This window comes from Nocardia sp. NPDC052001, assembly GCF_040680615.1.
GTDB lineage: Bacteria > Actinomycetota > Actinomycetes > Mycobacteriales > Mycobacteriaceae > Nocardia.
Genome location: NZ_JBFAXC010000006.1, coordinates 253962 through 266128, shown reverse-complemented (window position 1 = coordinate 266128; position 12167 = coordinate 253962). Strand labels below are relative to the sequence as shown.

The 12167-nt window shown below is 67.0% G+C and carries 14 protein-coding genes; 5 read left to right on the top strand and 9 right to left on the bottom strand.

The genetic code is table 11. The annotated features are described in order from the left end of the window. Positions 1–11 precede the first annotated feature (11 nt). From AB0L82_RS27865 to AB0L82_RS27840, 6 genes are all read right to left on the bottom strand, one after another. Entirely contained in the window at positions 12–542 is a 531-nt protein-coding gene (locus tag AB0L82_RS27865; protein ID WP_364642522.1) for a hypothetical protein, read from the bottom strand. Positions 543–593: 51 nt separating this feature from the next. Further along, positions 594–1391 (bottom strand): family 1 encapsulin nanocompartment shell protein, encoded by a 798-nt coding sequence (locus AB0L82_RS27860; RefSeq protein WP_364642519.1) that lies wholly within the window; start codon positions 1389–1391, stop codon positions 594–596. A gap of 3 nt (positions 1392–1394) precedes the next feature. After that, a complete protein-coding gene (locus tag AB0L82_RS27855; protein WP_364642517.1) occupies positions 1395–2405 on the bottom strand; it encodes a Dyp-type peroxidase in 1011 nt (336 codons plus the stop codon). A 125-nt stretch (positions 2406–2530) separates the two neighbouring features. Next, on the bottom strand, positions 2531–2857 hold the full coding sequence (locus AB0L82_RS27850) for a cupin domain-containing protein (protein WP_364642514.1): 327 nt from the start codon (positions 2855–2857) through the stop codon (positions 2531–2533). A 105-nt stretch (positions 2858–2962) separates the two neighbouring features. After that, on the bottom strand, positions 2963–3448 hold the full coding sequence (locus tag AB0L82_RS27845; protein WP_364642511.1) for a dihydrofolate reductase: 486 nt from the start codon (positions 3446–3448) through the stop codon (positions 2963–2965). Continuing rightward, a complete protein-coding gene (locus tag AB0L82_RS27840) occupies positions 3445–4248 on the bottom strand; it encodes a thymidylate synthase (protein WP_364642979.1) in 804 nt (267 codons plus the stop codon). Before AB0L82_RS27840 ends, AB0L82_RS27845 begins: the two co-directional genes overlap by 4 nt. A gap of 98 nt (positions 4249–4346) precedes the next feature. On the opposite strand from AB0L82_RS27840, the gene cobF reads away from it, so the two are divergent. Beyond that, complete coding sequence (gene cobF / locus AB0L82_RS27835; RefSeq protein ID WP_364642508.1) at positions 4347–5111, top strand: precorrin-6A synthase (deacetylating); 765 nt, start codon at positions 4347–4349, stop codon at positions 5109–5111. 9 nt (positions 5112–5120) lie between these two features. On the opposite strand, the gene AB0L82_RS27830 is transcribed toward cobF, so the two are convergent. Continuing rightward, positions 5121–5891 carry a glucose 1-dehydrogenase gene (locus AB0L82_RS27830; protein WP_364642505.1) on the bottom strand — a complete coding sequence of 257 codons (771 nt, stop codon included), beginning with the start codon at positions 5889–5891 and terminating at the stop codon, positions 5121–5123. Between the two features lie 81 nt (positions 5892–5972). Here AB0L82_RS27830 and AB0L82_RS27825 point away from each other — a divergent pair, with 81 nt between their 5' ends. From AB0L82_RS27825 to AB0L82_RS27815, 3 genes are all read left to right on the top strand, one after another. After that, on the top strand, positions 5973–6287 hold the full coding sequence (locus AB0L82_RS27825; RefSeq protein WP_364642502.1) for a helix-turn-helix transcriptional regulator: 315 nt from the start codon (positions 5973–5975) through the stop codon (positions 6285–6287). Positions 6288–6388: 101 nt separating this feature from the next. After that, on the top strand, positions 6389–6766 hold the full coding sequence (locus tag AB0L82_RS27820) for a DoxX family protein (RefSeq protein ID WP_364642499.1): 378 nt from the start codon (positions 6389–6391) through the stop codon (positions 6764–6766). Between the two features lie 24 nt (positions 6767–6790). Then, on the top strand, positions 6791–7684 hold the full coding sequence (locus tag AB0L82_RS27815; RefSeq protein ID WP_364642496.1) for an RNA polymerase sigma-70 factor: 894 nt from the start codon (positions 6791–6793) through the stop codon (positions 7682–7684). 5 nt (positions 7685–7689) lie between these two features. Here AB0L82_RS27815 and ligA read toward each other — a convergent pair whose 3' ends face one another. Continuing rightward, complete coding sequence (gene ligA / locus AB0L82_RS27810) at positions 7690–9681, bottom strand: NAD-dependent DNA ligase LigA (RefSeq protein WP_364642493.1); 1992 nt, start codon at positions 9679–9681, stop codon at positions 7690–7692. A 101-nt stretch (positions 9682–9782) separates the two neighbouring features. Here ligA and AB0L82_RS27805 point away from each other — a divergent pair, with 101 nt between their 5' ends. Next, positions 9783–10649: a DNA-formamidopyrimidine glycosylase family protein gene (locus AB0L82_RS27805; RefSeq protein WP_364642490.1), complete on the top strand. Its 867-nt coding sequence runs from the start codon at positions 9783–9785 to the stop codon at positions 10647–10649. 5 nt (positions 10650–10654) lie between these two features. On the opposite strand, the gene AB0L82_RS27800 is transcribed toward AB0L82_RS27805, so the two are convergent. After that, entirely contained in the window at positions 10655–12166 is a 1512-nt protein-coding gene (locus tag AB0L82_RS27800) for a carboxylesterase/lipase family protein (RefSeq protein WP_364642487.1), read from the bottom strand. Position 12167: the final 1 nt, after the last annotated feature.

Here is a 12167-nt window from a genome sequence, read left to right as displayed (position 1 = left end):
CGAGCCGCGAATCAGCGCGTCGGCGGGGCCAAACGCCAGTGCACGGTGAGCGCGTCCGCGATCTCCGGCAGCACGGTGATCGGAATGCGCTTACTCCGCAGCATGCCGCGAATCTCATTGACCTGCTCGCGTTTACGCATGTCATAGGCGCTGCCGACGGGCTTCACCACCGGCGGGATGGACAGCAGCACCAGTTCGTGATGCGGCTCGTCACCGTCATTGAGGTCCAGAGCCAGCGACCAGCGCGCGTTCTCATCGAGCGCGAACCGGCCCGCCACCACCCGATCCCAGGCCAGGGTCGAGGCGCTCCACGGCGTGCGCCGCACGATCGACTGATCGGTCAGCACCACGCCGTCGCGCCCGAACAACAGGAACAGCAGCGAGATCCCCGCCGCGACGCCCAGCAGCAAACCGGTGAACACCCGATTCACCCCGAACAACCCGACCACGATCCCGCAGATCCCGGCGGTGACCAGCACCCCGGCCACCCCGTACCAGGCGGCCCGCCGTCCCGGCACCACCCCGGCCCGCACCATCGTCATCCCGCGCCTCCACCTCATGTGCTGCGCGTCACGGTACCGGTAAGCGCTGAGTTACGCCTCCAGGGCGACTGCCGCTTCGGCGGTGTAGACCAGGAAGGTCAGGCTCTCCTGGAAGTAGAGCTGCACCGATTCCGCATCGTGCGAGAGGTAGCCGATGGACAGGTCCTGGCCGATCTGGAGATCGAAATCGCCACCGCGGGTGGAGAGTACGAACGCGCCGTCGATGGCCGGGGCCCAGATGATCTCACCGTCGATGAGCCGCTCGATATGGGTGCGGATCGGATGACCGTGATCGGAGGTCTCGCTGACCGCCGTGTACAGATCGGCCGACAGCAGCACCGAATACGGCCCGTCCACGCCCGCCAGCCGCAGCTTGCTCAGCGCCTGGGTGACCGCCTCGGGCGCCAGCTTCGGATCACCGGGCAGTTTGACCGGCTCGCACGAGGTGCTGGCCCGAATGCCGACGATCCCGGCGGCCGGATAGCCCTCGAACAGCGCCCGGTCCTCGGCGAAGGCGATGCGCTTGGCCGCCTCCTTCACCGCGTCCAGATCGGTGTCCTTGGCCCCGCGCTCCACATTGTCGAGCTCATCGCGGGACAGCGTGAACGGCACCCGCAGCTCCACCAGCGGCACCACCACGCGCTGGCGCGCCTGCACCCCGTCGGCGGGGGCGGTGATCTCGGCGGTGCGGCCCACGCCCACCGCGGAGTAGTCCGGGCCGTGCGGGCCGGATACATCGACCACGCGCCGACCGGCGATATGCCGCTTGAAGGTTCGCGTCGCTTCCTCTTCGATCGCCGCCCAGGCGGAAGAGGTTATCGGCGCGAGTTCCCGGTGGAGGTTGTTCATGCTTCAGCTCCTTTTCAACGTGCCGATTCCGAGGGAACCATCGTGGGAGACAACACCATTGGTTGCCGGTGATTCCCGGTCTGCCACGGCCGCGGGCGCGGGTGCGTCCGGCAGCGCGTCGAAGAACGCCAGGGGTGGCGCGAAGAACGAGGTACCCGTTATTGCCGTGGAGAAATCGAGGATGCGGTCATAGGCGGCCTCATCGGTGCCCAGGAACATGCGCTCGAGCATCAACTCGGTGACCGCGGGGGTGGTCGAATAGGCCACGTAATAAGTGCCGAACTCGCCGTCCTTGACGCTGCCGAAAGGCATATTCGCGCGCAGGATGGTGCCGTTGTCGTCCTGATCATTCACGGCCACATGGGAATTGGCGGGCTTATCGGCATCGGACAGTTCGAAATCGTCCAACTTGGTGCGGCCGATCACCCGCTGCTGCTCCTCGATCGAGAGCGCTTTCCAGGCGGCCATATCGTGCAGGTACTTCTGCACGATCACATAGCTGCCACCGGCGAATTCGGGATCCTCGTCACCCACCAGCGCCGCCGAGAACGCCAGCTGACCCTCGGGATTCTCGGTGCCGTCCACGAAACCGAGCAGATCACGCTGTTCGAAATAGCGGAAGCCCACCGTCTGATCGACGATCGTGGCCGCCCCGGCCAGTCGCTCACCCAGTGTCATCGCCAATTCGAAACAGGCGTCCTGGTTTTGGGACTTGATGTGGAACAGCAGATCACCCGGGGTGGCGGGGGCCTGATGGCGCTCGCCGATATAGGACGGAAACTCGTGCAGTTCAGCGGGTTTCGCACCGGCGAACAGTCGATCCCACGCGGCCGAACCGATACTGGCGATACAGTCCAGGCCCGCGCCCGGAATCCGGAAGCCGACCGAGCGGCGGAGGCCGGGCAGATCCGCGAGCAGATCGCGGACCACCGTCTCACCGCCCGCATCGATCGTTGCGACGAGGAAGATCGCGGCGGGCGTAAGCGGGTCGAGGATTGGCTGCGGCTCACCCATGCGCTCAAGCCTAGAGCGCCCGGGCGACAGACCGTCCGCCCGGTTGCCCCGTGTCTGCCGGATGGCCCCGAACCGCCGGGGTACCGCCAGGTCGCGGCCTCACCGGCGCGACAGCGTGCCGTCGGTCACTTGGCCACCGTGAGCAGGAACGCCACATCGTCGATGGCCTTCACGCTGTGCCGCGCGTTCGGGATCACCAGCAGATCGCCGGCCGAACCCTTCCATTCGTTCGTACCGCTGATCAACGACAGCACCCCGCTGAGCACCACCATGGTGGCCTCACCCGGGTTCTCATGCTCGGCCAGGCTCTGCCCGGCGGTCATGGCGATCACCGTCTGGCGCAGGCTGTGCGCGTGACCGCCGTAGATGGTGAGCGAACTGCGTCCGCTCGATGCGGTCGCGGCCAGCTTGAGCTGCTGACGAGCCACCGCGGTCAGCGACTTCTTGTCCATGGACTGCCTTTCGCCGGAGTATCCGTGAGTATGCCGGACTACTTCCGGGGCGACCGGCAGATTGGGCCGTTCGTTGCAGGAATTGGCAGAGGTGGAATGCGCGCGTTATCGGTGATATCGGCGGAACCGGAAACGCGGACCCTTCGCCGATTCGCGCCACGGCTCCGGTGCGGCGGACCATTCCGGGCCGATGGCGGGGGCGTAGCAATCGCCCGCGATCTCCGCGTCCACCTCGGTGACCACCAGTTCGGTGGCGAAAGGCATTGCGGCTCGGTAGATCTCGCCGCCGCCCATCACCCACACCGGACCGTCGCCGCTCACTTCCAGGGCCTCCTCGAGGGAACCCGCGCGCTCGGCTCCCGATGCGGCCCAATCCGTTTGCCGGGTCACCACGATATTGCGGCGACCGTCCAGGGGGCGGAAACGCTCGGGCAGCGAATCCCAGGTGCGCCGCCCCATCACCACGGGATGACCCCAGGTGACTTCCTTGAAATGCGCCATATCCTCGGGCACCCGCCAGGGAATGGTGTTGTCCAAACCGATTACCCCGTCCGGGGTTTGGGCCCAGATCAGCCCGACCCGTCTGCTCACACCGCCACCGCGGCCTTGATGGCCGGATGGTGCTGGTAGCCCTGGATTTCCACATCCTCGTAGGCGTAGTCGAACAGCGTCGGCGCGGGACGCAGACGCAGGGCCGGGAACGGATACGGTTCGCGGGTCAGCTGTTCGCGCACCTGCGTGAGGTGATTGTCGTAGATGTGCACATCGCCGCCGGTCCAGATGAATTCGCCGGGCTGCAATTCGGTCTGCTGCGCCACCATCAGGGTCAGCAGCGCATAACTCGCGATATTGAACGGCACACCCAGGAACAGGTCCGCACTGCGCTGATACAGCTGGCAGGAGAGTTTGCCGTCGGCCACGTAGAACTGGAAGAACGCGTGGCACGGGGCCAGCGCCATCTTGTCCAAATCGGCCACGTTCCACGCCGATACGATCATTCGCCGCGAATCCGGATCGGTGCGCAGGGTTTGCAGCACCTGCGAGATCTGATCGATATGGGTGCCGTCCGGTGTCGGCCAGGACCGCCACTGCACGCCGTAGACCGGGCCCAGATCGCCATCGGCGTCGGCCCATTCGTCCCAGATGCTGACCCCGTGGTCCTGCAGCCACTTCACATTCGAATCGCCGCGCAGGAACCACAGCAACTCGTACACGATGGATTTGAGATGCACCTTCTTGGTGGTGATCAGTGGAAAGCTTTCGGACAGGTCATAGCGCAGCTGATGCCCGAAAATACTGCGGGTGCCGGTACCCGTGCGATCCGCTTTCGGGGTGCCGGAATCCAGCACCAGCCGCAGCAGATCCTCGTATTGGGTGTCATGCGGGGCGATGCTCTGGGGGTCTCGAGAGGCGCTGTCCACGCTTGCCAACCTTACGCACGCCCCGCCCTCGCGTATGACACCCTTCCCGCCTGGCATGCTGTGGCGCTGTGCGCAAGCTCTATGTGATCGGAATCGGCGCCGGTGATCCGGACCAGGTGACGGTGCAGGCCGTCAAGGCCATGCGCCGCACGGACGTGTTCTTCGTGATCGGCAAAGGGGCCGAGAAGCGGGAACTCGAGGAGGTCCGGGCGACCATCCTGGCCGAATACGCGGATCAGCCGCACCGGGTGGTGCAGGTGCTCGATCCGCCGCGCGATCGCAGCGTGCCCGGGGTCGGCGCGGACAGCGCGTACCGCGGGGTCGTGCAGGACTGGCACGAGGCGCGGGCCGGACTGCTGGAACAGGCCTTCGCGGAAACCGAAGGCGTGGGCGCGATTCTGGTGTGGGGCGATCCCTCGCTGTACGACAGCACGCTGCGCGTGGTCGAACGGGTGCTCGAGCGCGGGCGGGTCGGCTTCGACTACGAGGTGATTCCGGGCATCACCAGCGTGCAGGCGCTGGCCGCCGCGCATCGCATGGTGTTGCACGAGATCGGCGAACCGCTGCACATCACCACCGGGCGGCGGTTGCGCGAAGAGGGTTTGGCCGCAGGGCAATCCACCCTGGTGATGCTGGACGGGGATTGCTCGTTCACGCAGATTCCCGGTGATGACATCTACATCTGGTGGGGCGCGTACCTGGGCATGCCCGATGAGGCCATCATCGAGGGCCCGCTGCGCATCGTGGAGAGCCGCATCACCCGCCGCCGCGCCGCGCTGCGCGAATCCAAGGGCTGGATCATGGATATCTACGCACTGCGGCGCAACGGCTGAGGCGCTCGGTCAGATCTGCGCCGCCGAGGTCGCGGTGATCAGGCCGCCGTCGACGAGCAGATCCTGCGCGGTGATGTAGGAGGCTTCCGCCGAGGCCAGGAAGGCGACCGCCGCCGCGACATCCTCGGAGGTGCCCAGGCGCGCGGCGGGCACTCCCACCGTGACCGACGCCTGGATCTCGGGCGACGCCTCGGCGAAGAAGGCCGGGGTGGCGGTGTAGCCGGGGCTCACCGAATTGACCCGGATACCGCGCGGGGACAGCTCGGACGCCAGGGTGCGGGCCAGATTGTGCACGGCCGCCTTGGTCGCCGAGTAGAGCGCCGCGCCCGGACTGCCGCGGTGCAGTGCGAAGGACGCGTTGATCACGATCGCGGCGTTGTCGGCGAGCAGCGGCAGCGTCTTCTGGATGGTGAAGAAGACGCTCTTGAAATTGATGTCCAGTACGCGGTGGTATTCGGCCTCGGTGACATCGGTGAACGCTTGGAACGCACCGATTCCCGCGTTCGCGAAGACCACGTCGAGGCGTCCGAAGCGGTCGGCGATCGCGTCGGCGAGCTGCTCCAGATCGGTGATGCTCGCGGCATCGCCCGGTACCGCGAGCACTCGATCCCCGGCATTCAACTGCTCGACGGCGGCATCGAGCCGCGCCTTGTCCCGCCCCGTGACGACCACGCTCGCGCCCTCGTCCAGTAGCCGCCGCGCGGTGGCCAGGCCCATTCCGCTGCTGCCGCCGGTAATGAGCGCGATCTTGCCGTCGAACCGGGAACCGTTGGCTGACATGGCGAATCCTCCTACTGTTGAATTGTTCAAAGACTTACGTACAGTTCAACTGTTTGTCAACAGTGGAGGTATTCTGGGGCCATGATGACGGCACATCCGGAACGATCGCAGATCCAACTCGCGAACGTCCTTGCCGCCGTTGGGAATCCACTTCGGCTGCAAATCGTGCAGGCGTTGCAGGACGGCGGCGAACACACCTGCGGTTCGATCATCGACGGGGTTCCCAAGTCCAATCTGACCCACCATTACCGCGTGCTGCGCGATGCCGGTCTCATCTGGCAACGCCCCTGTGGCCGCGAAACCTTCCAATCCCTGCGCCGCGACGACCTCGACGCCCGCTTCCCGGGCCTGCTCGACACCCTCCTGGACGCCGCCCGCCGCGACGCGGAGGTCTGAACTGCCGTTTCTCCCGATCCGAGTGATCTGGCTCACCCGCTGTCACAGCGCTCAGCGACGCGGTGTCTTGTGCCCGAACACCCCGAAAGAGGAGAAACGCCATGAACGTCGCACTGTGGATCGCCACCGGCCTGCTGGCCTTCGTCGCCCTGATGAGCGGCACGATCAAAACCGTCATGCCGCAGGCGAAACTGGCCGAGGCACCGGGCGGGCAGTGGACCGCGGGCGTCAGCGCCGGGGCGGTCAAAGCGCTCGGACTGGTCGAGATTCTCGCCGCCGTCGGACTGATCCTGCCCGCGGTGCTCGATATCGCACCGGTACTGGTGCCGGTGACCGCGGTCTGCTGGATCGCGCTCATGATCGGCGCGATCATCACCCACCTGCGGCATCGGGATGGGCCCGTGGTGGTGCTGAACTTGATCTACCTCGCGCTCGCCGTGTTCATTGTGGTGGGGCGCTTCGGTATCGCGCCCTTCTGATCGACTTCGAAGAAGGACTCCGCTGTGCGCGACCCCGTCACCGATCCGGCCACCGCGGCCTTCGTCGCGCACCGCAATCTGCTCTTCACCGTCGCCTACGAAATGCTCGGTTCGGCCGCCGACGCCGAAGACATCGTGCAGGAGACCTGGCTGCGCTGGGCCGAGGTGGATCTGGGGCAGGTGCTCGATCAACGCGCCTACCTGGTGCGCATCACCACCAGGCAGGCGCTCAACCGGCTGCGCACACTGAGCCGCCGCCGGGAGTCCTATGTCGGGCCGTGGCTGCCCGAGCCACTGTTGACCACACCGGATGTGGCGCTGGATGTCGAACTCGCCGAGAGTGTTTCGACGGCGCTGCTGCTGGTTCTGGAAACCCTGTCGCCCACCGAGCGCGTGGTCTTCGTGCTGCGCGAGGTCTTCGATATCGGGCATGACGAAATCGCGGAGGCGGTCGGCAAGACCCCGGCGGCGGTGCGGCAGATCGCGCATCGCGCCCGGGAGCATGTGCAGGCCCGCCGCCCGCGAGCGGTCGCGTCCCCGAGTCAGACCCGGGCGGCGCTGGAATCGTTCCGGCACGCGCTGGAAACCGGGAACCCGCGGGGTCTGCTCGAGGTGCTCGCGCCGGACGTGGTGCTGTTGAGCGACGGCGGCGGCTTCAAGCAGGCGGCGCTGCGGCCGGTCATCGGCTTCGAGAACGTGTCCCGGTTCATCGTCGGCGGTATCGGCAGATCCACCGCCGTGCTCACCGTCGAATCCATTGTGGCCAATGGCAATCCGGCGCTGGCATTGCACCTGGACGGTGAGCTCGACGGGGTGATGTCACTGCGCGTCGATGGTGACCGCGTCGTGGGCCTGTACTACATGCGCAATCCGGAGAAGCTCTCCGGCATGCAGCGGGCGACCACGCTGCGTCGCTGACGCCGCTAAACGACCTTGGCCTCGATCAGCAGTTTCCAGATCTCGCCCTGGTCGACGACTTCCACTCCGAGTTTCTCGGCCTTGGCCAGTTTGCTGTCACCGACGCCCGCACCGGTGATGAGCATGTCGGTGTTCGCCGAGACCGAGGAAGCCGCTGTGGCACCGGCCTTTTCGCAGAGGCGCTGGAAGGTCGGGCGGGCGACCTTCTCGCCGGAGCGCGGGTCGGCGATCGCGCCGGTGATCACCACGGTCTTGCCCGCCAGGGGCGCGCCCGCGGCGACGACAGGGGGCAGATCCTCTTCGCGCACATCGAGATTGACGCCGAGTCCGCGCAGGCGATCCAGTTCCGGGCGCAACCGGGTGAGGTGGGCGACCAGCGAGGCCGCGACCTTGGGGCCGATATCCTCGACCGCCACCAGGCGTTCCTCATCGGAATCGGCGACCTCCTCCAGGGAGCCGAAGCCGGACCGGGCCAGGCGGGCGGCGGTGCCGTCCGAGGCCATGGGAATGGCCAGGCCGATCAGGGCGCGGCGCAGGCCGACCTCGCGGCTGGCATCGATGGAGTCGATCATGCGCTGCGCGGAAACCTCACCGACGCGGTCGAATTCGAGCAGGCGCTCCTTGGTCAGGGTGTAGAAATCCGATGGGTTCTCCAGATCGCCCGCCTCCGCGAGGCGTTCGATCCACACCCCGCCGATGGCATCGATATCCGCGGCCGCGCGCGAGGCCCAGTGGATGAGTCGCCGGACGGTCTGCGCGGGGCAGGAAACGTTGGTGCAGAACAGTTCTCGACTATTGCCCTGTTCGGTCACCGGCTGCCCGCAGGACGGGCAGACGGTCGGGGGAACGATCTCGATCTCCGCACCGGTGCGCTTGGCGGCGTCGAGCACGCCCGCGACGAACGGGATGACATCGCCCGCGCGGCGCACCAGCACCGTGTCACCGACCTTGATATCGCGGGCGCGAATCACCTCCTGATTGGCGAGCGTCGCCTTGGTGACCGTGGTGCCGCCCACGAAAACCGGCTCCAACCAGGCCACCGGGACGATCTTGCCGGTCTTGCCGACATCCCAGATGACCTCGCGCAGCAGGGTGGTCTTCTCCTCGGCGGCGAACTTGAACGCGAGCGCGCCGCGCGGCGAATTCGATCGGGTTCCGGCCGCCGCGTAGGCATCTCGATCGGCCAGTCGCAGCACCGCGCCGTCCAGGTCGTAATCCAGATCATTGCGGCCCTGCTCGATCGCGGTGATCGCGGCCTGCGCCTGTTCGGCGTCATCGCAGTGCCGCATCCGCGCACCGGCGATGCCGAGCGCGCGCAGGCCCTCCTCCAGATCGACCGCGGCGTCATCGGTCTCGGTATCGAGGTCGAAGCCGAAGAACTGCAGGCGTCGCTCGGCCACGGTCGCGGGATCCTTCGCCCGCAGCGTGCCCGCGGCGGCGTTGCGCGGATTGATCAGCGGCTTGTCCGGATGCGCCACGTTGTAGGCGGTGAAGGTCGAACGCAGCATCACCGCCTCACCGCGCACCTCCACCCGCCCCTGCGCGTCGATCTTCTCGGGAACGCCGTCGACCAGGGCGCGCACCAGCGGGGTCACATCGTCACCGGTGGTGCCGTCACCGCGGGTCACCGCCCGCGCCAGCCGGCCGTCTTCGTAAACCAGGGACAGCGACAGCCCGTCGAGCTTGGGCATCACCACCACGGACTGCCCGGGGAAGCGATCGAAGAACGCCACCACCTGCTCCGGCTTGGTCGCCTTCTCCAGCGACAGCATCGGCCGCGCATGCCGCACCGGGGCGTGCAGCACCGACGGCGCGCCCACCTGATCCAGCGGATTCGGATCGGGCGTCAGCTCCGGATGCGCCGCGATCAGCCCCCGTAGCTCATCCTCGATCGCGTCGTACTCGGCGTCCGCGACCAGCGGCGAGCCCTGATAGTAGGAATCGCGCAGCGCCACAATCCGGCCCGCGAGCTCTTCGATACGTTCCCCAATTTCCACAGACCGGACGTTACCGATACCCACCGACGTTTCGCCGCCGCATCGCTGCGGTCGCGCGTGTGACCACTGCGGGTGTCGGTGGAGGTCGGTAGGCTGCGGAGGTGCCTGAGCTACCAGAGATTGTGGCGCTCGAGCAGTTTTTGAGCGCGCATGCGGTGGGTGCGGTCGTGGGACGGGTCGATATCGCGGCGCTGAGCGTGCTGAAGACCTTCGATCCACCGGCGACCGCACTATCGGGGCGGGATGTCACGGGGGCGGGACACTGGGGCAAACATCTCGGGCTCGACTGCGATGGGCTGTGGTTGATCACGCATCTGTCGCGCGGGGGGTGGTTGCGGTGGCTCGACGATCCGTCCGCGACACCGCCCAAACCGGGGAAGGGGCCGCTCGCGCTGCGGGTGCATTTCTTCACACCGGAGGGGGATACGCCCGCGTTCGATCTCACCGAGGCGGGGACCAAGAAGCGGCTGGCGGTGTGGATCGTGCCGGATCCGCAGCTGGTGCCGAGTATCGCCCGGCTCGGACCCGATGCCATGGTGGTGGGGGAGCCGGAATTCGCGGAGATCCTGAAGGGCACGACGCAGCGGATCAAGAACGCGCTCACCGATCAGACCCTGATCGCCGGAATCGGCAATGCCTATTCGGACGAGATCCTGCACACCGCCAAACTCTCGCCATTCGCCAATTCCTCAACGCTGGATCAGGAGCAGGTGGCGCGATTGTACGCCACCATGCGCGAGATTCTGGCCGATGCCATCGCGCGCTCGGTGGGGCAGGATGCCGCACGCCTCAAGGGGGAGAAGCGATCCGGGATGCAGGTGCACGGGCGCACCGGTCTGCCCTGTCCGGTCTGCGGCGATATCGTGCGTGAAGTCGCGTTCGCGGACAAGTCCTTTCAGTACTGCGCGACCTGTCAGACCGGCGGCAAGATTCTCGCCGACCGGCGAATGTCGCGGCTGCTCAAGTAGATTCGCTAGACCAGCGCGGGCAGGTGAACTCCTTGCCAGGCCAGGCGTTTCGCGCGTTCGGGATCGTTCTCCACTCGCGACGGGTAGTCGATGATCATGGTGGCGCGGCGGTCCTCGGTATAGGCGGGCCAGTTCGGCAGGGGTGCGCCGGTGCGGGCGAAGGACAGCCAATTGTCTTGGAACTGACGGGAAACCGCGCGGAAGCCGCGGCCGCCACCGGCGGCGGTGAGCGCCCGGCCGACCGGCGTGGTCGTCGCACCGAAGACCGGGATCAGATCCAGGGCGTGCGTCGCGCCGAAACCCGCGAGTTGCATGGTGCGCGGGGCGAAGTCGTAGCGATAGGCGTACGTCGGCGCGAATCGGCTGTGGCCCGCCATGACCTCGAGCGAGGGCCGCCAGAAGGTGAAATCGCCGCCCATGCGCACCGTCGTCTTGCGGTCCGGGAAGCCCGGATAGGCCGCGGTGACCCGGGATTCGGCGTCGCCGCCCACCTGCTTCAGCACCCAGTGCAGGCGTTCGGGCGTGGTGGGCAGGGTGTCGTCGAAGCGTACGAAGAGCGTGCCCTCATCGCGGTTGGTGCCGATGATCAGCGGTACTCGATGCGCGTTCCCGCTGGTGAAGGCATTCGGAATGGATTGCGGCAGGAAATCGCCGTCGATCTCGGGCGCGGCCGGGAAGATGCCGGGCTGATTCCGCATCACCTCGTTGACCGCGCGATCCACCGCGCGGCGAATGTCATTGGGCCGCGCGCTGAGCAGCGCCTCGGCGGCCGTGCCGGCATCAGCGCCGAGGTTGGCCAGACAGCGCTGTGCGAACAGTTTGGCATCGGCCTGCGACGGCCCCCAGTCCGCGGGTGGACTCTGCGCGATGCCCCGATGGAACAGTCCCGCGGCGGCGGGCGCGGCCATCAGCGCGAGCACCGCGTGCGCCCCGGCGGATTCACCGAAAATGGTGACATTGCCGGGATCGCCGCCGAACGCGGCGATATTGCGCCGCACCCATTCCAGCGCCGCCACCTGATCCCGCAGGCCCAGGTTGGTGTCGAATTGTGCGGTGGCGGTGGAGTATTCGCTGAAATCGACATACCCGAACGCGCCCAGCCGATAGTTCATCGACACCACGATCACATCACCGCGCACCGCCAGCCGCGCGCCCGAATACAGGCCCAGCGCGGAGGTGCCGATGAAATAGCCGCCGCCGTGAATGAACACCATGACCGGGCGCGGTGTGGACGAAGGCGCGTTGGGCGCGGTGACATTGAGCGTCAGGCAGTCCTCACCCGTCGGCTGCTGCTGCCGCGCCCCGATCTGCGCACCGCGCCGGTGTTGCATTGCGGCGAAACCGAATTGGGTGGCGTCCCGCACCCCGCTCCACGGTTGTACGGGCTGCGGCGCCCGGAAACGGAGTTCGCCCACCGGGGGAGCCGCGAAAGGAATGGACCGCCAGCGTGACACGCGGCGGCCCTGGGAACCGCGCACGACGCCGTCCGCGGTCTTGATATCGACTGTTGCCACCATC

Bases quoted from the DNA above. Each gene is read 5' to 3' on its own strand.
- AB0L82_RS27825 (WP_364642502.1), top strand. From the start codon at position 5,973: ATGATGACGGCACATCCGGAACGATCGCAGATCCAACTCGCGAACGTC.
- AB0L82_RS27855 (WP_364642517.1), bottom strand. From the start codon at position 2,405: ATGGGTGAGCCGCAGCCAATCCTCGACCCGCTTACGCCCGCCGCGATC.
- AB0L82_RS27860 (WP_364642519.1), bottom strand. From the start codon at position 1,391: ATGAACAACCTCCACCGGGAACTCGCGCCGATAACCTCTTCCGCCTGG.
- AB0L82_RS27850 (WP_364642514.1), bottom strand. From the start codon at position 2,857: ATGGACAAGAAGTCGCTGACCGCGGTGGCTCGTCAGCAGCTCAAGCTG.
- AB0L82_RS27800 (WP_364642487.1), bottom strand. From the start codon at position 12,166: ATGGTGGCAACAGTCGATATCAAGACCGCGGACGGCGTCGTGCGCGGT.
- AB0L82_RS27820 (WP_364642499.1), top strand. From the start codon at position 6,389: ATGAACGTCGCACTGTGGATCGCCACCGGCCTGCTGGCCTTCGTCGCC.
- AB0L82_RS27830 (WP_364642505.1), bottom strand. From the start codon at position 5,891: ATGTCAGCCAACGGTTCCCGGTTCGACGGCAAGATCGCGCTCATTACC.
- AB0L82_RS27865 (WP_364642522.1), bottom strand. From the start codon at position 542: ATGACGATGGTGCGGGCCGGGGTGGTGCCGGGACGGCGGGCCGCCTGG.